Raw genomic sequence first — 22,370 nt, 5'->3', positions numbered from 1 at the left:
TGACGGCCATCCGCCAGCGCCATACCTGGATCTGGGCGCGGACCTTCTCCGTGTCAGCCCTGGTGGATTTCTGATCCGTGGCGGCTCGCACGGGCGAGACGGGCATGGCGCGTTGCGTCCCTGCACCGAGCCGGATAGTTGAAAGCAATTCGCAACCGCACCCCTGTCGCAAGCTGCCGTATGACCCGAAACACCGTCCGCACCTGGTCTGTGGTCCATAAGTGGACCAGCCTCGTCTCGACGGCCTTCATGCTGATGCTCTGCCTCACCGGCCTGCCGCTGATTTTCCATCACGAGATCGACGAGGCTCTCGGGACCCACGGGACCTATGAGGCGCCGCCGCTGGGCGCCCCGACCCTAAGCCTCGACAGAATGCTGGCTGTCGCCCTGGCGGCGCGGGAGGCTGAGGTCCCCCTCTATCTCAGCTTCGACGAGACCCGACCCGTGGTGAGCATCACCACAGGACCCAGCCCAGACGCCGCAAATGCCGACATGCACTTCGCGTCCTTCGACTGGACCAGCGCCAAACCGCTGCCGCCGCGCCCTGAGGGCGGCCTGATGGATGTCCTGCTGACCCTGCATATCGAGATGTTCATGGGCCTGCCCGGCATGCTGTTCCTAGGCTTCATGGGGCTCGTGGTGTTCGCCGCCATCGTCTCCGGGGTGGTCCTCTACGCGCCGTTCATGCGCAAACTGGACTTCGGGGTGGTGCGGATCTCGCGGTCGACCCGCGTCATGTGGCTCGACTATCACAACCTGCTCGGGGTGGTGACCGTGGCCTGGCTGAGCGTCGTGGCGCTGACGGGCACGATCAACACCCTGTCCCAGCCGATCATTCAGCTTTGGCAGGCCGACCAGCTCGCCCAGATGACCGCCCCCTATCGAGATCTGCCCCCGGCCCGCGCCGAGGCGTCGATCCAGGACGCCATCGACACCGCGCTCGCCGCCGCCCCGGGCATGCGCGTCCAGTTCGTCGCCTTTCCAGGCGTGGCCTATTCGACCCAGCATCACTACGCCGTCTTCATGCAGGGCGACTCGTCGCTCACCAAGCACCTGCTGACCCCGGCCCTGATCGACGCCCAGACCGGCGAACTGACCGCCATCCGTCCGATGCCCTGGTACGCCCAAGCCCTGTTGTTTTCTGGCCCCCTGCACTTCGGCGACTATGGGGGTCTGCCCCTGAAGGTTCTCTGGGCCCTGCTCGACATCGCCGCCGTCGTGATCCTGGTCAGCGGGATTTATCTCTGGCTGAGCCGGCGGCGCGCCCCTGCAAGCGATCCCGTGGTCGCCCAGCTTCGCGACAAGCCCGCCATGTCCCCAGCGGAATGCGCATGAGCCGAACCTCCGGCCGCGCCAATCTGTGGCGCACCTTCGCCGCCCCGCTGATGATCCTAGTAGCCAGCGGAGTCGGCCTCATCGCCGCCCTGATGACCAATGGTCCGGGCGACTGGCTCTCCTGGGCTGCGCTGAGCATTCCCCTCGCCGCCGTCGTCTGGGGCCGCCTCTACCGAAGACGCTAGGCGCTCAGGCCGATGTCTCGGGGAAGACCCGGGCCAGGTCAGGATCGAGGCGCACGGTGACGCTCTCGCCAGCCTCAGGAGCGCCCCCGGCGAGGTGCATGTGGGCCCGGTGGCCGTCCGCCTCCAGCTGGATTTCGTGGTAGCTCCCGCCGAACCGGACGTGGGCGACCTGCGCGGCGGCGCCCTCTTGGACGAGCTGAAAGCCCTCCGGTCGCACCATGACCACCGCTGGACCATCGGCGCAGCCGCCCGCCGGCATGGGTCCGAAGGGTGTCTGGGCGACGCCGGCCACAACCTGGCCGGAGATCAGGTTCACCTCCCCCAGCAACCGGGCGGCCTCGGGAGATACGGGGTCGAGATAGCAGGCCCGGGGGGCGCCGGCCTGGATGATCCGACCCTGATGCATCAGCACCAGGTCATCGGCCATCAGCAGGGCTTCGCGGGCGTCGTGCGTGACCACCAGGACGGTGGCCCCGGCCGCCCGCAGGGCCTCGGTCAGCGACAGACGCACCTCCCCCTTCAGGTGGGCGTCGAGGCCGGAGAAGGGTTCGTCCAACAGCAGGATGTCAGGACTCCGGGCCAGGGCCCGCGCCAGGGCCACCCGCTGTTGTTCCCCGCCAGACAGGGCGTGGGGCCAGGCCCCGCCGCGGGAGCCTAGTTGAACGGCCTCGAGCATCGCCTGGGCGTGGGCCCGACGCCTCGCCGCCGGCAAGGCCCGCAACCCGAAGGCCACGTTCTGCAGGGCGGTCATGTGCGGAAACAGCGCATAGTCCTGGAAGACCAGGCCGATGCCACGGTCTTCTGGCGGCACGGCCCATCCAGGCCCTGAGAGCGGTCGGCCGCCGGCCTCGATCTCCCCGGCGTCAGGGGTCTCCAGACCTGCGATCAGGCGCAGCAGGGTGCTCTTGCCGCAACCCGACGGGCCCAGCAGGCAGGTGATCTTGCCCTGGCGCAAGGTCATGTCGGCCGCCGTGACCGCCGACCGCGCCCCATAGGCCTTGGACACCCCCCGGACCACGAGGGCTGCGGCGTCGCTCATGCGCCATCTCCTGGCCGGGAGGCGGCGATCTTGCGGGTCAGCCAGATCACCGCCGGCAGGGCGATCAGCACGATCAGCAGGGCCGGCCAGCCGGCGTTCGCCAGGCGCTCGTCCCGGGCATAGTTGTCGGCGATCACCGCCAGGGTGTCGAAGTTGAAGGGCCGCAGGATGAGGGTCGCGGGCAACTCCTTCAGAATATCGATGAACACCACCAGGCCGGCCGTCAGCAGAGCCCCGCGGGCGATGGGAAGCTGCACGCTCCACGCCGCACCGGGCGGACTACGCCCCAGGGTCCGGGCGGCCTGCACCATGGAGGGGGTCACGCGGGACAAACCGGCATCAATGGGCTCCAGGGCCGCGGCCATCAGCCGGGCGGCATAGGCGTAGACCAGCATGATGAGGCCCGCGCCAAACCCCTGGGCGGCGCCCGGGGCCAGACGCCAGACCAGGGCTGCGGGGACCAGCAGGCCGATGGCCATGACGGCCCCGGGGGTCGCATAGCCCAGACTGGCCAGCCTCGCCAGATGCGGGACACGGGCCGCACCAAGGGCCAGGGCTGTGGCCAGCGCCACAGTGACGCCAGCCCCTACCAGGGCGAGGGTCAGGGAATGGGTCCCGGCCTGGATCAGCCGCGGCCAGTCAGGGCTCACATTCAGAAAGGCGATAGCCAGCCAGCCTGCCGGCAGCAGCAGGCCGAGGGCGATAAGGGTCAGACAGAACAGAGCGGCCAGCGCCCCCTTGCCGCCCCTGAGGTCGGTCAACGGCAGCGGTCGCCAGCGGGCGTTGGCGCTCTCATAGCCGCGCCCGCCCCGCCCCCATCGCTCGATCCATAGCAGCAGCGCCGCGGCGCCCAGCAGCGGCAGGGCGAACTGGGCCGCAGAGGTAAGGGAGCCGAACACGAACCAGGCCCGCACCACGCCGGTGGTCAGGGTCTGGACGCTCAGGAACTGGACGGCGCCATAGTCGGCCAGGGTCTCCATTACGGCCAGCGCCACTCCCGCCGCCAGGGCCGGGCGGGCCAGGGGCAGGGCCACGCGCAGGAAGGCCTGCCGCGAGGTGCAGCCCAGGGCCCGGGCCGCCTCCAGCGCCTGCGCCGACTGGTTCACGAAGGCCGCACGCATGGCCAGATAGACATAGGGATAGAAGGCGCAGGTCAGGACGAAGGCCGCGCCGGGAATGCTGCGCATTTCAAACGGCAGATCGAAGCCCAGCGCCGCCCGCATCCAGATCCGCAGATCACCGGCGACGTCGAACAGGTCAGCATAGGCGTAGGCCACCGCAAAGGCCGGCGCCGCCAGCGGCAGGGCGAGCGCCCAGGCGAAGATGTCCCTTCCGGGAAACCGGTGCATGACCACCAGCCAGGCGGCGAGAGACCCCAAGGCGCCGGTGGCCGCAGCCACCAGGGTCGCGAGCACCGCAGAGGTCATCGCATAGCGGGCGATGTCCCGGGCCGGGATGGCGGCGGTCTCACCGCTCAGCGCAGCGGCGGCGACGCCGACCAGCGGCAGGATAGCGACCACAGCCGCCAGGCCCGCCAGCAGGCTGAGCAGTCCCGGTCGCCGCGCAGGCCTGCGTGGCTCACGCCCTGGGGTCGAGGTCGTGGCTATCGCCACCCCGCCGCCGTCATCAAGGCCTGGGCCTCAGCCTGGCGCGGCCCATAGGTGGCCACGGACATGGGGTGGGCGGTAAAGTCGGCATAGGCGTTGGTCGGCGCCGGCACGGCCACGCCGGGGCTGGCGGGATATTCGCCGTTCTCCTGCGAGACCAGCGTCTGGGCTTCAGGCGAGGCCAGGAATTCCAGGAACCGAATCGCCGCCTCCCGGTTCGGGGCGTTCGCCGCGACGCCGCCGCCGGAAATGTTCACATGGGCGCCCTGGCCCTCGAGCGACGGGAAGGCCAGCTTGACCTTCTCGGTCACGCTGCGATCGCCCGCGTCATCGCCAGCGGCCATACGGATATAATAGTAGCTGTTGGTCAGGGCGATTTCGCACACCCCGGCGCCGACGGCGCGAATCTGGTCGCGGTCTCCGCCTTCAGGCTGGCGGGCGAGGTTTGCGACGATGCCCCTGGCCCACTCGGCGGTTTTTTCCGGGCCCCAGGCCTCGATCAACGCCCCCACCAGGGACAGGTTGTAGACGTTGTCTGACGAGCGGACACACAGCTTGCCGCGGAACCGGGGGCTGGCGACCGCCTCGTAGGTTTCGATCTCGGCGGGCTGCACCTTGGCGGCATCATATGCCACGACCCGCGCCCGGCGCTGGAAGCCGAACCAGCGACCCTCCGGTTCCCGCAGGTTCTCCGGCACGGCGGCGTTCAAAGCCTCGGAGTTGACGCTCGCCAGAAGTCCGGCCTCTTGAGCGCGCCACAGGGCGCCCGCATCGGCGGCGACAAACACGTCGGCAGGGCTGGCCGCCCCCTCGCTCTGCATCCGCGCGATCAACTGCGGCGCTGAGCCCTCGATCCGATTGACCCTGATGCCGGTGGCCTCTGTGAACATCTCATAGATCTTCTGGTCCACGTCATAGTGGCGGGCGCTATAGACATTGACCTCGCCGGCCGCCGCGGCCTGACCGTCTGCCGTCGGCTCCGGAGATTGGCCGCAGGCCGATAGCGCCAGAGTGGCGGCGAGTGTGGCGAAGATGGTCAAGCGTGGGGTCACGGACATGGCTCCTCTGATCGGACAGAGACTTAGAGCCATTGAGAACCCTTCGCAATGACCCCTTGCTCCGCCCTCGCCGCTGGGCGGAAATTCTCGTAGGGATGGGCCACCCGCCCCGGAGCCAGCCAGCATGACCCAAGCCAGCCCGATCCGGCCGCCGACAGGTCCTGTCCCCTTTTCAGAGGCTCTGAAGGTCTGGAGCCGCATCGCCGCCCTCTCCTTCGGCGGACCGGCCGGCCAGATCGCGGTGATGCATCGCATCCTGGTGGAGGAGAAGCGCTGGCTGGGCGAGCAGCGATTCCTGCATGCGCTCAACTACTGCATGCTGCTGCCAGGCCCAGAGGCGCAGCAACTGGCCATCTATATCGGCTGGCTGATGCACAGAACCCTGGGCGGCCTGGTCGCGGGCCTGCTGTTTGTCCTGCCAGGCTTCGTGGCGATCATGGGCCTGAGCATCCTCTATATGATGCTGGGCGAGGTCGGCCCTGTGGCGGCGATCTTCTTCGGATTGAAATCGGCGGTTCTGGTGATCGTCGTCCAGGCCTTGCTGCGGATCGGCGGCCGGGCCTTGCGCAATAGAACCCTGATGGCCGTGGCCGCGGCCGCCTTTCTGGCCATCGCCGTCTTTGGCGTCGCCTTCCCCCTGATCATCCTCGCCGCCGGCCTGATCGGCTTCTTCGGGGCGCGGGCCGGGCTGCCCGGGTTTTCCATCGGCGGCGGTCATGGGGACGTGGCGGCCGGCGGCGTAGCCGACATCGAGACCGTTCTGGGAGAGTCCCAGCCAGAGCATACCAAACCCAACCTCGCCTGGGCCCTGCGGATGGCGGCGGTGATCCTTCTGCTATGGCTCGCGCCGGTCCTGGCCCTGGGGCTGACGCTGGGCTGGGACAACGTCTTCACCCAGATCGCGGTGTTCTTCACCAAAATGGCCGTCGTCACCTTCGGCGGCGCCTATGCCGTGCTGGCCTATGTCGCCCAGGAGGCGGTGCAGACCTATGGCTGGTTGAGGCCCGGCGAGATGCTGGACGGCCTGGCCCTGGCCGAGACCACGCCGGGCCCATTGATCATGGTCACCCAGTTCGTGGGTTTCCTTGGGGCGGCGCGCAACGCCACCGGGCTCGATCCGCTCTGGGCCGGCGTGCTGGGCGGTATGCTCACCACCTGGGTGACCTTTACGCCCTGCTTCCTGTGGATCTTCCTCGGCGCGCCCTTCGTCGAAGCCCTGCGCAGCGCCCGCGCCCTGAACGCCGCCCTGGCGACGATCACCGCGGCGGTCGTCGGCGTGATCCTCAACCTCGCCCTCTGGTTTGCGCTTCACGTTCTGTTCGCCCAAATGCGCGACGCCGGGCCGTCCTGGGTCGCCTTGAACCTGCCTGTCTTGAGCTCCGTGAACCTGGCCAGCCTGGGGCTGACACTCGCCGCGGCCGTCGCGGCTTTCGCCTTCCGGATCGGCGTCGTCCCGCTGCTGCTGGGCTGCGCGGCCGCCGGCCTCGCCCTCTATGGAGCAGGCCTGCTGACCTGACCGGCCCCGCGACTTTAGTGCAATTGCACCTAAAGCGCCCGGCCTGCTAAGACAGGATCACCATGACCAATCCCCACCCCCCATCGAGTCTCAGCGCCGGCCTTCGCTGCCGCTGTCCCAACTGCGGCCAGGGCAAGCTCTTCAAGGGCTATCTGACCTTGGCCGAACGCTGTGACCAGTGCGGCCTGGACTATGGATTCGCTGACCCGGCCGATGGCCCGGCCTTCTTTGTGATGAGCGGCGTCGGTGTCGTGGTGACGACGCTCTGGGCCATCTGGGCGGTCATGGCCCAGCCGCCGATCTGGGCCCAGATCGCCGTGGCCTTTCCGGCCATGATCGGCGGATGCCTGGGCACGCTGCGCCCCGTCAAGGCCTGGCTGGTGGCCGAGCAGTTCGTGCACAAGGCCGGCGACGCTGAGTTCGTCAGCCTCGGCAAGCACGGCGAAGGCGGCTTCACCCGCGACCGCCGCAAGGCCTCCGGCGGCTAATCCGCCTCAGAAATTAACCCCCTGTTTGGCAAAGCGCCCCACGGCTCTGCCCATGGGGACAGATGACGTGACCTTGGAAGACCGGTTCTGTTCGGCGGTGCGCCGGGCCTATGACGCGGCGGGCGTGCGCCTGCAGGATCACCACGCCCGGTCCCTGGCCAGCGTCTACGCCCGCTGGGCGCAAGGCGCCGATGAAGACCGCGTGGTGGCCCGGGTCGAGCGGGCCCTGGCCGCCTCCCTGGGTGTTCGGGCCTAAAGAGAACTCAGACCTTGATGCGATCAGACAGAGCCGCTTGAGGTTCAGTCTGTGGCTGGACGCCCTGGCGTCGCCAGAATTTCCACCTCTCCGGCGTAGCCCATGGCGCGGACGGCGGCGATCTGGGCCTCGATCTCCGGGACCGGCAGGGCCGTGGGCCGGCTGAACATGTAGATCTTCTCAAAGCCAGGCTCCGCGGAGACGAACCACTGACCATCCGGCGCATGGGCGATGACCCGGTAGGTGCGGCTGGGTCGGAAGGGGCCAAAGCGGTAGCGAACGGCAAGCTCGGCGTTCTGGCCCGGGTCCTGAATCACCCCGACCCCAGACAGGGCGCGCTCTCGCCCCTCCGCCCCACCCTGGCGGCAGGCGTCGGTGACGGCGATCTGGCCTTCATCTGTCCGGCCATAGGTGGTGGTGGCGTGTTCGCAGCCACGGGTCAGGCTGGTGGGGGTGCGGGCCTGTTCATACCAGACACCGGAATAGAAGCCGTCGACGGACAGGGGGCCAGCGGTCGGCGGTTCAGTGGCGTGGCCTAGGGTTGCTGACCCAACAACAATCAGACTGGCCATGGCGGCGGCGGAAACAGGTTTCACGATAGGGGCTCCTGGGGGCACGGGGTCGCAGTAGTTACGTCGACGCCGACGCCCTGGCTTCACGCCCTGGCTCCAGCCTTTCCCACCGCCTGCGGGGCGCCTCCCAGGTTGAGATAGCGCAGGATCAAATGCACCAACTCGTCCTCCAATTTCTGACGGTCCAGGTTGTGCGGCTCGCTGACCGCTGCGCTGACCACGCCTAGCACCGCGCGCGTCAGAACAAAGGCGGCCTCGTCTGAGAGGGACTGGCGGAGCGCCAGGTCACGACCAAGTCCCGCGGTAAACGCCTTCACCTCTCGCATGAGATCGGCTCGAGCCACATAGCGAAGCAGCAGCGGAAACGCCGCCTGGCGATCAGGAGGCGCATCCCAGAAAGTGCGGAGAATTATCCGCACGACAGGCCTCGCCCGAGAGCCTTGAGGAGACGCCTCGAACGCTCGGGCGACGCCTTGAAGCAGCTCTGAAACTTCCTGCCGGGCCATGGCCTTGAGCAGTTCGTCCTTGTTGCCGAAGTATTGGTAGAGGGTGCCGATGCTGACCCCGGCTCGTTCGGCCACTGCGGTGGTGCCGAAACGCTCTGGTCCGTCTCGCTCTAGAATCTGAAATCCGGCCTCGATCAGGGTCGCCACGGTTACGGCGGCGCGCCTCTGTTTCGTCTTTTTTCTTGTAAATTCAAAAGCTTTCGACACGGGCGAATCCTAGTGTCGAGGAACGGCAAAAGCGAATGCAAACCTGAGGATTTCTCAATTATCGTCTGCGGCGGTCCATCACAAGGGTCGTGCCATGTCTACCATCCTGCTGCCCATCGTCGGCGTTCTGGTCCTGGTGGCCATCGCGGAGGGTGTGATCTGGAGCCTGCGCCGGGGAGACTATGACTGGCGCGCGTTCGGGGTCTCGATGTTCGACCTGGCTGGCACGATCCTCATGCGCTTTGTCGCGCCCGTAGGCCTGGCGGCGCCGCTCCTTGCGTTCGCCTACGAGCACCGGATCCTCGACTTTGAACTCGATCGGTTGTGGCAGTTTCCCCTGCTCTTCCTGGGCCAGGAGTTCTGTTACTACTGGTTCCACCGGGCCAGCCACCGCATCCGCTGGTTCTGGGCCACCCATGCCGTGCATCATTCCCCTGAACAGATCTCTTTCGCTGCGGCCTTCCGGTTGGGCATAACCAGTCGCATCGCGGGGGCCACAGTGTTCTACGTCCCCCTGGCCTTCCTGGGCTTCGACCCGGCGGTAGTGCTCTTCAGCCTCACCTTGAACCTGCTCTATCAGTTCTGGATTCACTCCGAGACGATCCCGCGGCTGGGGCCTCTGGAATGGGTGCTGAACACGCCATCGCACCATCGGGTGCACCACGCCCGCAATCTGAACTATCTCGACGCCAACTATGGCGGCGTCCTCATCATCTTTGACAGGCTGTTCGGGACCTTTGTACCCGAGCGGGACGATGAGCCCTGTGACTTTGGCCTCGTCACCCCCCTGCGCTCCTACAACCCATTTTATGTCGAGTTGCATGGCTGGATCGGACTGATCAAAGATCTTCGCAAGGCGCGCTCCCCGAAGGCGGTGGTGGGCTATCTTTTCGCCGCTCCCGGCTGGGCGCCTGACGGCGGCGCCACGACTGAGGACCTTCGTCGGCAGGCCGGGACCGTCGTCGCGGCCGGGGTCTCCGCTCTCCCGAAGCCCCTTGCTACCGCAGCGGATGCATAAGTAGCGCCGAGGGGCTAAAGGGAGCGGGATGCTGCGGATCTCCGAACTCAAACTGCCCCTGGATCATGCCCCAGCCGCCCTGCCGGCGGCCATCGCGGCGCGGCTCGGCGTGGAAGAGGCCGATCTGAAGAGCTGGTCGGTCTGGAAGCGGGCCCATGACGCCCGGCGCAAGTCAGCGATCCTCAAGGTCTATATCGTCGACGTGGACGTGAAGGATGAAGCCAGCATTCGCCAGAGACTGGCCGATGACCCGCACATCCGGCTGGCGCCCGACACCAGCTATCGCCACGTGACCTCAAGCCCGCCCCCAGGGCGCCTGCGCCCCGTGGTCATCGGCGCCGGACCCTGTGGCCTGTTCGCCGGTCTGATCCTGGCGGAGATGGGATTTCGGCCCATCATCCTGGATCGCGGCAAGGTGGTGCGGGAGCGGACCAAGGACACCTGGGCGCTCTGGCGGCGCAGCGAGCTGAACCCCGAATCCAACGTCCAATACGGCGAGGGCGGGGCCGGCACCTTTTCCGACGGCAAGCTCTATAGCCAGATCAAGGACCCCCGCTTCCTCGGCCGCAAGGTGCTCACCGAGTTCGTGGCGGCGGGCGCGCCAGCGGAGATTCTCACCGAGGCCCATCCGCATATTGGCACCTTTCGGCTGGTGACCATGGTCGAGGCCATGCGCGCCAAGATCGAGGCCCTGGGTGGCGAGTACCGCTTTCAGCAGCGGGTCACCGATCTGGAGCTGGATCGCGGCGCTGATGGCGGCCATCGGGTGCGGGGCGTTCACCTGCACACCGGCGAGTTTCTGGAGGCCGATCAGGTGGTCCTCGCCATCGGCCACTCCTCCCGCGACACCTTCCAGTCGCTCTACGACCGGGGCGTTCACATCGAGGCCAAGCCCTTCTCGATCGGCTTCCGCATCGAGCATCCGCAATCCTGGATCGACCAGGCGATGTTCGGACCCTGCGCCGGCCATCCAGACCTGGGGGCTGCGGCCTATTCCCTCTCGCACCCCTGCGCCAATGGCCGGACGGTCTACAGCTTCTGCATGTGCCCTGGCGGCACTGTGGTGGCCGCGGCCTCTGAGCCTGGGCGTCTGGTCACCAATGGGATGAGCCAGTATTCGCGCAACGAACGCAACGCCAACGCCGGCTTCGTGGTCGGGATTTCGCCGGCCGACTATGGCAGCGACCATCCCCTGGCCGGAATCGAACTTCAGCGCGACCTGGAGGCCCGGGCCTTCGTCGCGGGGGGGAGCGACTATTTCGCCCCGGGCCAAAGGCTGGGTGACTTCATGGCTGGACAGGCTTCGACCGCCCTCGGGCCCGTCACCCCCAGCTATCGCCCCGGCGTGCGGCCCACCGACCTTGCGCCACTGATGCCTGACTATGCGATCGAGGCCATGCGCGAGGCCCTGCCCGTCTTCGGCCGCAAAATCCCCCGCTATGACGACTCCGACGCCCTGTTGACCGGGGTCGAGACCCGCACCTCGTCGCCCGTCCGCATTACCCGCGATGCGAGCTTCCAGAGCCTCAACGTGCGGGGCCTGTTCCCCGCCGGCGAAGGCGCCGGCTATGCCGGGGGGATCTATTCGGCGGCGATCGACGGCATCAAGATCGCTGAAGCGGTCGCCCGGGCCATGGCTGAGACGAGCGCCGCCGCAGCCTGACCCTCGGGGTCAGGCCTGACCCAGATGACGCTTCCAGAAGGGCAGCCAGGAGTCGCGCTCATGGGCGGGAATCTCCACATGGCGCCCCGGATTGACGTGCAGGGTCTTCTCGGTCGAACCGAAGGCGTCGAACAGGGCGAGGCCCTGGTCGCGCTTCATCAGCTCGTCCTCCCACTGGTAGACGAACATCAGCGGGATCTGGATTTGCTCGGCGGCGGCCTTGTGGTCCTCAAGCCCTGGAAAGACCCCGAATAGGCCGAAGATGGCGCAGGCGATCCGGGGCTCCTCGGCCACGAACGGCACGCCGAACCGCGTCCCCATGGAGACGCCCCAATAGCCGACCTTGTGGTCTGAGCCGATGAAGTCGAGCCCCTGGGCGGCGTCCAGGGTGGCCTTCCATTCGGCGGTCACCTTGGCGACCGTCTCGGGGTCGCGGGAAAGCTTTGGCCGCTCACCGCCTTCGGGGCGCTTGCCCTCCTGGGCGGCGCGGCCGGCGGCCAGGGCTGCGGCGCGGCCCTTTTCGGCGGCCTCGCGGCTGATGCGGTCGCCATGGCCCGGCGCATCGATGGCCACGGTCGCATAGCCCAACGTCTGGGCGTGAGTGACGGCGGCTCCGGCGATATTGGCCGCCTTCTTGTGCTGTGAGCCCCCGTGGCCCAGCAGGATCAAGGGCCGCGCGCCCTTCGCGCCTTCGGGCGCCCAGACGCAGCCCGGCACCGTGTCGCCGCCCACCTGCAGGCGGAACTCCCGCCGGGTGACGCCGTCAGCCGTCTTCTCGCCAATGAAGTCCATCTCGTCCCCTAGGCTGGCGATTTCTTGTGAGGTCAGGCCGCTGCGCTGGCGGGATCGGGCAGAGCCAGAATGCGCTTGGATATGATGTTGTTCTGGATCTCATAGGACCCGGCATAGATGGTCGAGGCCTTGCCCGAGAGCCATTCGCGGGTGTTGGCCAGGGCGTCTGGATCAAAGTCTTCGCCCTCCCAGCCGAGCCCGCCCAGGCCATAGATCTCCAGCAGCAGTTCGGCCCGGGTCTGGTTCACCACCGAGGAGACGTTCTTCAGGATCGACGTCGCCGCGCTTGGTCCCGCCCCTTTGGCGTCCGCCGCGGCGCGATCCATGGTCAGGCGCAGCAGCCTGCGGTCCATCAGGTGTTCGGTGAGTCTGGGGCGCAGATCAGGGTCAGCCAGACAGCCCGCAGCGTCCAGCCCGAGAATTTCGACGGCCACCTCGTTGAGCGGTCGCGCTTCCCCCGGGCGGGCGGGCGCGTCGTCGCTGCGCTGGCGCTCGTACTGCAGGAGGCGCTTGCCCACTGTCCAGCCGCCGTTAAGCGGACCCAGCAGGTTCTCTTTGGGGACCCTCACATCGGTGAAGAAGGTCTCGCAGAAGGGTGAAGACCCCGAGATCAACTGGATGGGCCGCACCTCAATTCCCGGCGAGCCCATGTCGATCATCAGGAAGCTGATGCCCTCATGCTTCCGGGTCGGATCGGTGCGCACGAGGCAGAAGCACCAGTCGGCGTATTGCGCGCCCGAGGTCCAGATCTTCTGACCGTTGACGACGAAGTGGTCGCCGGCGTCCTGCGCCCTTGTCTGCAGCGACGCCAGGTCCGAGCCTGCGCCCGGCTCTGAATAGCCCTGGCACCAGCGGGTTTCGCCACGGGCGATGGACGGGAGATGCCGCTGCTTCTGCGCCTCGGTTCCATATTCCAGCAAGGTGGGACCGAACATCCGCACCCCCATGCTCCAGCCAATGGGGTTCCAGCCGCCGGCCTTGCGGATCTCCTCGCGGATCACCTTCGCCCCCGCCGGAGACAGCCCGCCTCCGCCATATTCCACAGGCCAGGTGGGCACGCCCCAGCCCTTGGCGCACAGGCGGGTCTTCCAGGCTTCAAGCGCTGCGGTGTCGTCAAGGTCCCGTTGACCCATGACCGGCGCGCGGCCGGCCAATTCCCTGGGGAAGTTGTCCGCCACCCAGGCGCGGGCGGCGGCGCGCAGATCGTCAAGCTCGGTCATGGCGCAATGGGTAGATTTGATTGGTGCGATCGTCAACAACGAGCCCGGCCACCGTTTGACCGCTTGACCCATGGCCCCCGCAGGGGCGCCGGTTGCGAAGCTGCCGATCTTATGTATTGGTGTCTTCGTCAAAAAGAACATGTCGAGAGGAAACCCCATGGCCCCCTACGCCAGCGGACGCGTCTTTCATGACGCCGACAGCCATGTGATGGAGCCCGGCGACTGGCTGGTCCCCCATGCCGAAGGCGCTCTGCTCGACCACCTGAAGGCGCGAAAGTCGGCCGAGCGGGTCGAGACCCAGGTAGCCGCCGCCCGGGCCCGCGCCGATGATCCCGCAGCCGCCAAGCTGGCGGCCGAGAAGTTGGTCGATGGTCCCAAGGGCTGGATCGCCTATGGCGCCTTCGACGCCGAAGAGCGCAAGCGCGCCCTCGACGAACTCGGCTTCTCCCGACAGCTGGTCTTCGCCACCTCGTCCCTGGCCCATTTCCGCGGCGCCGAGGACCCGGAGGTGCGTTTCGCCGGCGCCCGGGCGCATAACAGGGCCATGGCCGCCTTCTGCGCCGATCCGCGCCTGATCGGCGTCGGCTTCGTGCCGCTGGACGACCCCGACCGGGCGGTGGAAATCGCTCAGGAGGCCATCGATCTCGGCTGCGGCGCCTTCTGGGTGCCCTCGACGCCGGCTGGCGAGCGCTCACCGGGCCATCCCGATCTCGACCCCTTCTGGTCGCTGCTGGCGAAGAAGCGCATCCCGTTCATGCTGCACATTGGCCAGGGCTCGCGGGTCCTGCCCAAGCAGTACAATAACAATGGCAAGCCGCGGTCGCCGGACCTGCACGGGGGCGGCGAGAACCTGCGCTTCCAGGACTTCATCGTCCTGCCCTTCTCGGCCCAGATGTTCCTGGCGGCCATGGTCTATGATGGGCTGTTCGACCGCGTGCCGGACCTGCGCGGCGGGGTGATCGAGTTCGGCGCGGCCTGGGTTCCGGGCTTCCTGCGCCAGATCGATCTGGGCTATCGCAGCTTCTCCAAGACCGACCCGCAGCTCAAGGCCCTGGCCATGAAGCCGTCGGAGTACATGCGCAAGCACGTCAAGTTCACCCCCTTCCCTGGCGAGGATGTGGGCCACCTGATCGCCGACGCCGGCGCCGATCTCTTCCTGTTCTCCAGCGACTACCCGCACCCCGAAGGCACCACCGACCCCATCGGCCGGTTCGAGCGGACCTTCGCCGAGATCACCGATGATCAGCGTGAGCGGTTCTACAGCCGCAACTTCGAAGAGATGATGGGCGCATTCTGAGCGTCAGAGACAGGCTGAGCGTAAGAGACAGGGAGAGCGCCATGGGCGACACCATCCACGGCAAGATCATCGAGGGGGAATTTCGCAGCCTCCACAACGGCTTCCAGCAGGCGCCTGGCTCGATCCACAATGACGAGGTGGCCGCGAAGCTCGGCTTCAAGGGCGGCACAGTGCCCGGCTCGGTCCACATGGATCAGTTCGCCCCCATGCTGGTGGAGACCTATGGCGCCGACTGGTTCGCCCGGGGGAACATGTCCCTCCACTTCACTCAGGCGACGGTGGATCGCGAAGAGGTCAAGGCGGTGGTCGAGGCCGCCACGCCCCGTTCACGGCTGACCATGTTCAACCGGGAGGGCGATCAGGTCTGCGTCGGCACAGCGAGCGGCGAGACCCGAGACGCGGAGTCCGAGATGACCCGGCGCATGGCCACCCAGGCTCTAGCCTCGCCCGGCGCACAGCGCATCCTGGCTGGATACCAGGTCGGCGACGTCACCACCGACATCCCCATGCGGGTCGAAGTCGAGGCGCTGGACAAGGCGCTGGGCCGCGTTACCGAGCGGCTGCCGATGTACGACCAGGGGGTCCTGCCCCCCTCTCACCTCATCAAGCTGGCCCATATGAGCCGCCCCACGGTCCTGGCCAAGGTGAACCAGTCCGTGGGTCTGTTCGGCGCCTTGGAGATCCGCATCGTGGACGGGCCCCTCAAGGCCGGTCGCGACTACGTCGGTCGGACGACCATGCTGAAGCTGACTGAAAGCCCCAAGACCGAGAACGCCTGGTACGATGTCGACATCGCCGACGCGGCGACCGGCAAGGACGTGGCCACAGTCACCTTCATGATCCGGTTCATGAAGGCCTCCTCGCCCCTCTGGGCCAAGCCGGCCTGACAGGGTAAGCCTTGCGGTCATGGCCGCGCCGCAACATGAGACGATGAGTTCTGCGCCGCCCCGCCTGACGCGGGAAGCGCTCTATGAGCAGGTCTGGACGACGCCGCTTTCGACCCTGGCCACCCGGTGGGGGATCAGCCGCAACGGCTTGGCCAAGATCTGCGACCGGCTGATGGTGCCCTATCCCGGACGTGGCTACTGGAATGCGCAGAAGGCCGAGCGGCCGCCCCTGCCGCCGGCGCCCACGGGCATGGACGCAGCGATCGATCTCTCAGCCCGGGCCGGCCGCGCGCGCCGTGACCGCACCCGGCTGTCGCCAGAGGCCCGCCAGGACCAGCTGATGGCCGCGGCTGCGACCATCATCACGGTCGAGGGCCTGCATGCGGCGACCATGAAGCGTGTCGCGCGGGATACCGGCCTCAGCGAAGCCCAGGCGCACAACCTCTTTCCCCGGCGGGCCGACCTGCTGACCGCGCTGGCCCGGCGGGAGCTGGCGGCCATGAATGATGAGCGCCAGTCCGAGATCGAGCGAGGGCAGGACAATCTGACCCGCGTCACCCTCTCGACGCTCGCCTATCTGCGCCAGGTGGATCAGCGCGGCGCCCTGATCCAGCGGCTGCTCAACAGCCCCGAGGTTCGCGCGGGCTTGCGAGCCGAGCGGGAGGCCCAGAGCGGCTATTCCCGGCGGCGCATGACCGAACGTCTGCAGACCCGCTACGGCGTCGAGGCCGATCTGGCCCGTGGCGCGACGGTGGTGCTGACCGCGGTCTGCCTGCGGGCGGGGCGGCTCTTGGCGGAAAGGAAGATTCCCCTGTCCATGGCCGAACGGCTGAGCCTGGCCATCGTCACTGGCGGCAATCGCGAGATCGTCCGCGAAGGCCGTAGCTAGGGCGCCTCAGCTAGGCCGCGTCTGGCGTCAGCGCCCTAAGGGACGAGCCGATCAGGCGTGTGGTGAGTTCGCGTCCCCGCTCCTGGGTCAGATCGCCGGCATGGACCATGCGGCCAGCCTCTTCGGGGATGGTGGTCATCAGGCTGAGCGCCGCCACCGCCTCCTGGGGCGACAGGCGCAGCATCCGGCGCGCCGTGCGCGCCAGCCGCCGGGCGAGGCGGTCGCGGATGGCGGCGAGGGTAGGATCAATCTGGCCCGCCATGAAGGGATCGCGCAGGACGATGTGCGCCACAGGCCCCGCCTGGGCCACCTCCTCGAAATAGAGCGCCGCGCAGGCTTGGGCGGCCTCGAACAGGTCCGTCCGAGCCGCCGCATCCTCCAAGCCCGCAGCCAGCAGCGCCGCAAACCGGCGGGCCAGCAGCGCGTTGGCCAGATCGTGCTGGTGGGGGAAATAGGCATAGATCAGGGCCTTGCTGACCTGGGCAGCGCGAGCCAGGTCCTCCAGCGGCAGGGGCAATCCGCCATGGGCCACGAGCAAGACTTGGGCGGCGTCGAGGATCTGGCCCCGCCGCACCTCAGGGGAAAGCCGGGCGCGCCCAGGCTTCTGCGCCGTTTCGGTCCTCATGGGGGATTTGTGGGCCGCCCATGGCAGGCGTGCAAGTTCCGCTGTGCGGAAGCTGAAGCCGACTAGTGACATTCGCACCATTAGTCCTCCATATTGCCGGGGCGCGGCCATCGACGAAGACGCCATCGAGAGCGTCGCGGCCGGCAGGGAGGCCATATGACTGGACGGCTCGACGACGATTCCGCAAACGCCCTGAAGGCCGCCGCCGAACTCGGCATGGCCCCGGCCTTCTGGGCCGCCCGCCAGCCCGACAAGATCGCCATCTTCGAGATGTCGGGGCCGACCCGCACCTTTGGAGACCTCAACGCCAATGCGAACCGCATCGCCCGGCTGCTGCTGGACAAGGGGCTGAAGCCCGGGGACTCCGTCGCCCTGCTCAGCCCCAACCGGGCCGAATTCGTCGATGTGCTGTTCGCCACCCAGCGCTGCGGCCTGCGTATGACGCCGGTGAACTGGCATCTGACGCCCGAAGAGATCGCCTATGTGATCGACAACTGCGAGGCCCGCGCCCTGTTCGCCGACGCCTCGGTGACCGGCGCAGCCCAGGCCGCCGACGATTGCCCTCGCCTGACCCTGAAGGTGGCGATCGGCGGGCCGCTGCCGGGGTTCCTGGACTATGAGGACGCCCTTGGCGCCTATGCCGACGGGGACATCCACGACCCCGTCCGCGGCCACACCATGCTCTATTCATCGGGCACCACCGGCCGGCCCAAGGGCGTCTACAAGCCCAACGCCCCGATCCCCACCTACGACCCGGCCTATCAGGACGACGACGTCCACTTCTGCACGGGTCCGGCCTATCACGCCTCGCCCATGGCCGGAGACGTGCGCAAGGCCCTGGTCAACGGCGTGCCCACCGTGCTGCTGGACCGCTGGGACAACGAGACCGTGCTGGCCACGATCGAAGCCCGCCGGGTCACCCGCAGCCACTTCGTACCGATCATGTTCCAGCGCCTGCTCAGGCTGCCGGAGGAGGTGCGCGCCCGCTACGACCTCAGTTCCCTCCGCCGCATCTCCCATGGCGCAGCCCCCTGCCCGCCCGAGGTCAAGCAGGCCATGATCGCCTGGCTTGGGCCGGTGCTCTTTGAGTACTACGCCGGCTCGGAGGGCGGGGTGGGCTTCTGGATCACCTCGCAGGACTGGCTGAAGAAACCCGGCACGGTAGGAAAACGGCCTGACCCTGACGCGGCGAAGATCCTGGACGAGGCGGGAAACGAACTACCCGCCGGCCAGGCCGGCACGATCTATATGCGTTTGGCCGACCAGGGCGGGTTTGAGTATTTCAAGGACACCGCCAAGACCGACTCCGGCCGCCGGGACGGCTATTTCACCATGGGCGATGTCGGCTATTTTGACGCGGACGGCTATCTGTTCCTCACCGGTCGCAGCGCCGAAACGATCATTGTCGGCGGGGTGAACATCTATCCCCAGGAGGTCGACAACGAGCTCATAAGGCACCCCGCCGTCGCCGATTCCTGCACCGTCGGCATACCCCATGACGAGTATGGCGAGGAGGTCCGCGCGGTGATCGAACTCGCCCCGGGCTATGTTCCGTCAGAGGCGCTCAAGGATGAAATCCTGTCCTATGCCCGCACCGTCGTCGCCAAATACAAGCTTCCTCGCGGCGTAGATTTCGTCTCTCAATTGCCCCGCAGCGAGGCCGGAAAAATCCAGCGCAACAAGGTTCGTGCGCCCTATTGGGAAGGCCGCGCCCGGGCGATCTGAACCGGCGGGGAGCCTCAATCAGCGCGGGCGATGGCGTGGGAAGTTGGATCGCTGAGTCCCCGTCAGGCCGCGCCGGCCAGACCCACCAAGCCCCCGGCGGCGGCCAGCCCATCTGCGGCGCTCAGGACATCTCCGACCAGAATCAAGGCGGGCGTGGCCCCCAAAGGCGCGGCGGGGGCTGTGGCCTGCCAAGCCAGGGTGGTCAGTTCGAGGCGTGCCTGGGGGTCGCTGGCGTTATGGATGATGGCCAGGGGCGTCTGGGGCGAGCGACCCGCGGCGATCAGACGTCTCGCGATCTCGGGCGCCGCCCGAGCGCCCATATAGATGGCCAGTGTCGCCTCAGGATCGGCGGCCGCCGCCCAGTCCATGGAGAGCTCGCCGTCCTGCGTGGTGGCCGTCGTCATGACCACCCGGCGCGCGACGCCCCGATGGGTCAGCGGCAGGCCGAACTGGGCGGCCGCAGCACAGGCCGCGGTGACGCCGGGCACGACCTCGACCGCCAGGCAATGACGGCGGAGGGCCTGGGCCTCCTCTCCCACCCGACCAAAGATCGAGGGGTCGCCGCCCTTCAGCCGCACCACCCGCAAGCCCCGCCGGGCCAGCCGGATCATCAGGCGATTGATGGTCTCTTGCCGCATCGACGGCCGACCCGCCCGCTTGCCGGTCTGGATCCTGAGACAGGCCTGGGGCGCCATGGCCAGGATGTCCTGGCCGACCAGGGCGTCATAGAGCAGGGCCTGGGCGCCTTCGATGGCGCGCGCCGCCCGTAGGGTCAGCAGGTCGGCGGCGCCAGGTCCGGCGCCTACGAGCTGGACGGCGAAGAGGGTCTTGGGCTCAGGCGGCATGACGGGTCTCCGAGGCGGGCAGCATTCGGGTGATTTCGGGGCGGCAGGAGCCGCACTGGGTTCCAGCCCCAGTGGCCGCCCCGACGGCGTCCAAAGTCGAAGCCCCCTCTTCGATGGCCGCCTCGATGCGAGGGCGGCGCACGCCGCGACAGGCGCACACCAGGGGTCCGGTCTCGACGGCGACCCCTGGGGCGAAACCGATCAGCAGGGCCGCGCGATCGGCGTCGCTCAGCTGCGCCTTGGCGAATAGGGCCGCCAGCCAGTCCCGTGGGGGCAGCCGGCCAGCCTCGGCGGTCATGAACAGCACGCTGGCCAACTGGTCGTCCTGGACGAAGGCTTCCCGCAGCCGCCCCCCCTGGGCGTCCTCCAACAACAGCACCTCGCCCTTCATGCCTCGGTTCAGCGCCTTGCGCAGGGCGTCGCGCTGATCGGCGTCGCCGCGGCCTGCGAACTCATGAAGCTGGCAGCCGTCCTGGGTCATCCGCCGCCAGACGAGGTCGAGCCCGTCTGGCGGGGAAACGGCCATCCGGGAGAGGAAGAAGCCTCTCCAGGTCTCGCGATAGGCCTGAATCCGGGCCGGCGTGTGCTTGAACTCCGGCTGGCCGGAGACCGGATCGACGCGACCTGAGACCAGCGGATTGACCATCCCCTTGGGCGCGTAGGCGCGACTCCAGTGCATGGGCATGAAGACGCCCCCGGCCCGCTGGGCGTCGGTGATCCTGGCCACCGCCACCGCCTCGCCGTGAGCTGTGCGCACCCGGGTCAGCATGCCCTCAGCGATCCCCTGCGCCAGGGCGTCGACGGGATGGATGTCCACATAGGGTTCTGGCGCGTGGCGGCTGAGCGCTGCGGAAAGGCCGGTGCGGGTGAGCGTATGCCAGTGATCGCGGACCCGGCCGGTGTTCAGGGCCAGGGGGAAGGCGCCATCGGTCGCCTCGGCCGGACCCAGGGCCGGCGCAGGAACCATCCGGGCTCTGCCATCGGGCGTGGGGAACCGACCATCGGTGAACAGCCGGGCGGTTCCGCCGGCCTCGGTCACCGGCCACTGAACCGGGGCCAGGGAGTCGTAGCCGTCAGGCGAGAGGCCGACGAGCGGGCCCAGGTCCAGGGTCCGGCTGCTGTTCTCATAGGCCGTCATCCGCGCCCACTCGCGGAACACCTGGGCGTTGGAACGCCAGCCAAAAGCCTCTGCGTGCCCCATGGCTGTGGCCACGTCGGCGATGATTTTCCAGTCGGGCCGCGCCTGGCCAGGGGCCGCCAGCACCGCCCGCTGGCGGGAGATGCGGCGCTCTGAATTGGTCACCGTGCCGTCCTTCTCCCCCCAGGCCAGGGCGGGCAGCTTCACATGGGCGAAGGCGGCGGTGTCGGTCTGCGCCATGCAGTCTGAGACCACCACGAAGGGACAACTGGCGAGAGCGTCTCGAACTCTCTCGGCCCTTGGCATGCTGACGGCGGGGTTGGTGGCCATGACCCACAGGGCCTTGATGCGCCCGTCGCCAACCGCCTCGAACATCTCGACGGCCTTGAGGCCAGGCTTGCGGGCCAGGTTCGGCGCGCCCCAGAAACGTTCGACGCGGGCGCAGTCAGCCTCGGTGAAGTCCATGTGGGCGGCCAGCGTGTTGGCCAGACCGCCGGTCTCCCGCCCCCCCATGGCGTTGGGCTGTCCGGTGATCGAGAAGGGGCAGGCGCCGGGCTTGCCAATCCGCCCCGTCGCCAGATGCACGTTGAGGATGGCCAGTCCCTTGGCCACCCCTTGAGCTGACTGGTTGGCCCCCATGGAAAACAGGCTCACCGTCTTCGGCGTGGCGGCGAAGAGGTCATAGAAGGCGCGCAGATCCGCCAGTTCCAGGCCGCAGTCGGCGGCGACGGCGGCCGGCGACTGGTCGTCGCGGGCGAGGCTTTCGGCCACCGCGCCATAGCCGCTCACATGGGCGGCCACGTACGCCTGATCGACCGCGCCTCGGTCCATCAGATTGGCGAGCAACCCGTTCCAGAGTCGCACGTCGGTCTGTGGCGCCAGGGGAAGATGCAGATCGGCCATCTCGGCGGTGTCAGTGCGGCGGGGGTCGATGACCACGTGCCGCTGGCCCCGATCCCGGGCCGCCTCCATCCGCCGGAACAGCACCGGATGGGTCCAGGCGGCGTTGTGGCCGGAAAAGACCACCAGTTCGGCCAGGTCCAGATCCTCATAGCAGCCGGGCACCAGATCGGCGCCGAAGGCGGCCTTGTGCGCCGCCACAGCCGAGGCCATGCAAAGCCTTGAATTGGTGTCGATATTGGCCGAGCCGATAAAGCCCTTCATGAGCTTGTTGGCGACGTAGTAGTCCTCGGTCAGCAGTTGGCCTGAGACGTAGAAGGCCACGGAATCTGGACCGTGCCTGGCGATGGTCTCGGAGAACCGGCGCGCCACAAGGCCGATCGCCTCGGCCCAGGACGCTGCCCGACCGCCGATTTCCGGGGCCAGCAGCCGCCCCTCCAAACCGACCGTGTCGGCCAGAGCCGCGCCCTTCGAACACAGGCGGCCGAGATTGGCCGGATGATCGGCGTCGCCCCGGACCGCCAGCGTGCGGCCCTGGCTGCGAGCCGTGATCCCGCAGCCGACGCCGCAATAGGGACAGGTGGTGCGGGTCTCGAGCATCG

General features: G+C 68.0%; 21 protein-coding genes. 11 read left to right on the top strand and 10 right to left on the bottom strand.

Annotated elements, in window-relative coordinates:
• The first annotated feature begins 180 nt into the window (after positions 1–180).
• Both Q8K84_RS03445 and Q8K84_RS03440 read left to right on the top strand, forming a co-directional pair.
• On the top strand, positions 181–1,335 hold the full coding sequence (locus tag Q8K84_RS03445; RefSeq protein ID WP_305280833.1) for a PepSY domain-containing protein: 1,155 nt from the start codon (positions 181–183) through the stop codon (positions 1,333–1,335).
• Positions 1,332–1,520 carry a hypothetical protein gene (locus tag Q8K84_RS03440; protein ID WP_305280830.1) on the top strand — a complete coding sequence of 63 codons (189 nt, stop codon included), beginning with the start codon at positions 1,332–1,334 and terminating at the stop codon, positions 1,518–1,520. The genes Q8K84_RS03445 and Q8K84_RS03440 overlap by 4 nt, the downstream gene beginning before the upstream one ends.
• A 4-nt stretch (positions 1,521–1,524) precedes the next feature.
• Here Q8K84_RS03440 and Q8K84_RS03435 read toward each other — a convergent pair whose 3' ends face one another.
• The 3 genes from Q8K84_RS03435 to Q8K84_RS03425 are packed head-to-tail and all read right to left on the bottom strand — an operon-like array spanning position 1,525 to position 5,218.
• Positions 1,525–2,559, bottom strand: a complete 1,035-nt coding sequence (locus Q8K84_RS03435; RefSeq protein ID WP_305280827.1) for an ABC transporter ATP-binding protein — start codon at positions 2,557–2,559, stop codon at positions 1,525–1,527.
• A complete protein-coding gene (locus tag Q8K84_RS03430; protein WP_305280824.1) occupies positions 2,556–4,172 on the bottom strand; it encodes an iron ABC transporter permease in 1,617 nt (538 codons plus the stop codon). The genes Q8K84_RS03435 and Q8K84_RS03430 overlap by 4 nt, the downstream gene beginning before the upstream one ends.
• The gene (locus Q8K84_RS03425) at positions 4,163–5,218 is read right to left on the bottom strand and encodes an extracellular solute-binding protein (protein WP_305280821.1); all 1,056 of its coding nucleotides are present in this window, start codon (positions 5,216–5,218) and stop codon (positions 4,163–4,165) included. The genes Q8K84_RS03430 and Q8K84_RS03425 overlap by 10 nt, the downstream gene beginning before the upstream one ends.
• Before the next feature lie 130 nt (positions 5,219–5,348).
• On the opposite strand from Q8K84_RS03425, the gene chrA reads away from it, so the two are divergent.
• The 3 genes from chrA (at position 5,349) to Q8K84_RS03410 (ending at position 7,484) form a co-directional block, all read left to right on the top strand.
• Positions 5,349–6,740: a chromate efflux transporter gene (chrA, locus tag Q8K84_RS03420; RefSeq protein ID WP_305280818.1), complete on the top strand. Its 1,392-nt coding sequence runs from the start codon at positions 5,349–5,351 to the stop codon at positions 6,738–6,740.
• Between the two features lie 62 nt (positions 6,741–6,802).
• Positions 6,803–7,228, top strand: a complete 426-nt coding sequence (locus Q8K84_RS03415; RefSeq protein WP_305280815.1) for a DUF983 domain-containing protein — start codon at positions 6,803–6,805, stop codon at positions 7,226–7,228.
• Between the two features lie 67 nt (positions 7,229–7,295).
• A complete protein-coding gene (locus Q8K84_RS03410; RefSeq protein WP_305280812.1) occupies positions 7,296–7,484 on the top strand; it encodes a hypothetical protein in 189 nt (62 codons plus the stop codon).
• Between the two features lie 44 nt (positions 7,485–7,528).
• On the opposite strand, the gene Q8K84_RS03405 is transcribed toward Q8K84_RS03410, so the two are convergent.
• The gene (locus Q8K84_RS03405; protein WP_305280809.1) at positions 7,529–8,080 is read right to left on the bottom strand and encodes a lipocalin family protein; all 552 of its coding nucleotides are present in this window, start codon (positions 8,078–8,080) and stop codon (positions 7,529–7,531) included.
• A 59-nt stretch (positions 8,081–8,139) separates the two neighbouring features.
• Entirely contained in the window at positions 8,140–8,709 is a 570-nt protein-coding gene (locus Q8K84_RS03400; protein WP_305280807.1) for a TetR/AcrR family transcriptional regulator, read from the bottom strand.
• Positions 8,710–8,863: 154 nt separating this feature from the next.
• Between Q8K84_RS03400 and Q8K84_RS03395 the strand changes: the two genes are divergently transcribed.
• Both Q8K84_RS03395 and Q8K84_RS03390 read left to right on the top strand, forming a co-directional pair.
• Positions 8,864–9,787 carry a sterol desaturase family protein gene (locus Q8K84_RS03395; RefSeq protein WP_305280804.1) on the top strand — a complete coding sequence of 308 codons (924 nt, stop codon included), beginning with the start codon at positions 8,864–8,866 and terminating at the stop codon, positions 9,785–9,787.
• 28 nt (positions 9,788–9,815) lie between these two features.
• Entirely contained in the window at positions 9,816–11,450 is a 1,635-nt protein-coding gene (locus Q8K84_RS03390) for an NAD(P)/FAD-dependent oxidoreductase (protein WP_305280801.1), read from the top strand.
• Between the two features lie 9 nt (positions 11,451–11,459).
• Here the strand turns inward: Q8K84_RS03390 and Q8K84_RS03385 are convergent, their stop codons facing one another.
• Both Q8K84_RS03385 and Q8K84_RS03380 read right to left on the bottom strand, forming a co-directional pair.
• The gene (locus tag Q8K84_RS03385; protein ID WP_305280798.1) at positions 11,460–12,242 is read right to left on the bottom strand and encodes a dienelactone hydrolase family protein; all 783 of its coding nucleotides are present in this window, start codon (positions 12,240–12,242) and stop codon (positions 11,460–11,462) included.
• Between the two features lie 32 nt (positions 12,243–12,274).
• Positions 12,275–13,462: an acyl-CoA dehydrogenase family protein gene (locus Q8K84_RS03380; protein WP_305280795.1), complete on the bottom strand. Its 1,188-nt coding sequence runs from the start codon at positions 13,460–13,462 to the stop codon at positions 12,275–12,277.
• A gap of 157 nt (positions 13,463–13,619) precedes the next feature.
• Between Q8K84_RS03380 and Q8K84_RS03375 the strand changes: the two genes are divergently transcribed.
• From Q8K84_RS03375 to Q8K84_RS03365, 3 genes are read left to right on the top strand one after another with little or no spacing between them, the layout of a single operon-like run.
• A complete protein-coding gene (locus Q8K84_RS03375) occupies positions 13,620–14,759 on the top strand; it encodes an amidohydrolase family protein (RefSeq protein WP_305280791.1) in 1,140 nt (379 codons plus the stop codon).
• Between the two features lie 41 nt (positions 14,760–14,800).
• The gene (locus Q8K84_RS03370) at positions 14,801–15,646 is read left to right on the top strand and encodes a hypothetical protein (protein ID WP_305280788.1); all 846 of its coding nucleotides are present in this window, start codon (positions 14,801–14,803) and stop codon (positions 15,644–15,646) included.
• Between the two features lie 43 nt (positions 15,647–15,689).
• On the top strand, positions 15,690–16,535 hold the full coding sequence (locus Q8K84_RS03365) for a TetR/AcrR family transcriptional regulator (RefSeq protein ID WP_305280785.1): 846 nt from the start codon (positions 15,690–15,692) through the stop codon (positions 16,533–16,535).
• 10 nt (positions 16,536–16,545) lie between these two features.
• Here the strand turns inward: Q8K84_RS03365 and Q8K84_RS03360 are convergent, their stop codons facing one another.
• Complete coding sequence (locus Q8K84_RS03360; RefSeq protein WP_305280783.1) at positions 16,546–17,160, bottom strand: TetR/AcrR family transcriptional regulator; 615 nt, start codon at positions 17,158–17,160, stop codon at positions 16,546–16,548.
• 156 nt (positions 17,161–17,316) lie between these two features.
• Between Q8K84_RS03360 and Q8K84_RS03355 the strand changes: the two genes are divergently transcribed.
• Positions 17,317–18,885, top strand: a complete 1,569-nt coding sequence (locus tag Q8K84_RS03355) for an AMP-binding protein (RefSeq protein ID WP_305280781.1) — start codon at positions 17,317–17,319, stop codon at positions 18,883–18,885.
• A 62-nt stretch (positions 18,886–18,947) separates the two neighbouring features.
• On the opposite strand, the gene cobA is transcribed toward Q8K84_RS03355, so the two are convergent.
• Both cobA and Q8K84_RS03345 read right to left on the bottom strand, forming a co-directional pair.
• Positions 18,948–19,730, bottom strand: a complete 783-nt coding sequence (gene cobA, locus Q8K84_RS03350; RefSeq protein WP_305280778.1) for a uroporphyrinogen-III C-methyltransferase — start codon at positions 19,728–19,730, stop codon at positions 18,948–18,950.
• On the bottom strand, positions 19,720–22,368 hold the full coding sequence (locus Q8K84_RS03345) for a nitrate reductase (RefSeq protein WP_305280775.1): 2,649 nt from the start codon (positions 22,366–22,368) through the stop codon (positions 19,720–19,722). Before Q8K84_RS03345 ends, cobA begins: the two co-directional genes overlap by 11 nt.
• Positions 22,369–22,370: the final 2 nt, after the last annotated feature.

This window comes from Phenylobacterium sp. (assembly GCF_030679875.1).
In the GTDB taxonomy this organism is placed as follows: Bacteria; Pseudomonadota; Alphaproteobacteria; order Caulobacterales; family Caulobacteraceae; genus Phenylobacterium.
Note: the sequence above shows the minus strand (reverse complement) of the source record. Positions and strands in the feature narration are given on the sequence as shown.

Coding starts and splice junctions, on each gene's coding strand:
- Q8K84_RS03390 (WP_305280801.1), top strand. CDS start 9,816: ATGCTGCGGATCTCCGAACTCAAACTGCCCCTGGATCATGCCCCAGCC.
- Q8K84_RS03435 (WP_305280827.1), bottom strand. CDS start 2,559: ATGAGCGACGCCGCAGCCCTCGTGGTCCGGGGGGTGTCCAAGGCCTAT.
- Q8K84_RS03445 (WP_305280833.1), top strand. CDS start 181: ATGACCCGAAACACCGTCCGCACCTGGTCTGTGGTCCATAAGTGGACC.
- Q8K84_RS03415 (WP_305280815.1), top strand. CDS start 6,803: ATGACCAATCCCCACCCCCCATCGAGTCTCAGCGCCGGCCTTCGCTGC.
- Q8K84_RS03375 (WP_305280791.1), top strand. CDS start 13,620: ATGGCCCCCTACGCCAGCGGACGCGTCTTTCATGACGCCGACAGCCAT.
- Q8K84_RS03440 (WP_305280830.1), top strand. CDS start 1,332: ATGAGCCGAACCTCCGGCCGCGCCAATCTGTGGCGCACCTTCGCCGCC.
- Q8K84_RS03385 (WP_305280798.1), bottom strand. CDS start 12,242: ATGGACTTCATTGGCGAGAAGACGGCTGACGGCGTCACCCGGCGGGAG.
- Q8K84_RS03370 (WP_305280788.1), top strand. CDS start 14,801: ATGGGCGACACCATCCACGGCAAGATCATCGAGGGGGAATTTCGCAGC.
- cobA (WP_305280778.1), bottom strand. CDS start 19,730: ATGCCGCCTGAGCCCAAGACCCTCTTCGCCGTCCAGCTCGTAGGCGCC.
- Q8K84_RS03380 (WP_305280795.1), bottom strand. CDS start 13,462: ATGACCGAGCTTGACGATCTGCGCGCCGCCGCCCGCGCCTGGGTGGCG.
- chrA (WP_305280818.1), top strand. CDS start 5,349: ATGACCCAAGCCAGCCCGATCCGGCCGCCGACAGGTCCTGTCCCCTTT.
- Q8K84_RS03395 (WP_305280804.1), top strand. CDS start 8,864: ATGTCTACCATCCTGCTGCCCATCGTCGGCGTTCTGGTCCTGGTGGCC.
- Q8K84_RS03365 (WP_305280785.1), top strand. CDS start 15,690: ATGAGTTCTGCGCCGCCCCGCCTGACGCGGGAAGCGCTCTATGAGCAG.
- Q8K84_RS03355 (WP_305280781.1), top strand. CDS start 17,317: ATGACTGGACGGCTCGACGACGATTCCGCAAACGCCCTGAAGGCCGCC.
- Q8K84_RS03360 (WP_305280783.1), bottom strand. CDS start 17,160: ATGAGGACCGAAACGGCGCAGAAGCCTGGGCGCGCCCGGCTTTCCCCT.
- Q8K84_RS03345 (WP_305280775.1), bottom strand. CDS start 22,368: ATGCTCGAGACCCGCACCACCTGTCCCTATTGCGGCGTCGGCTGCGGG.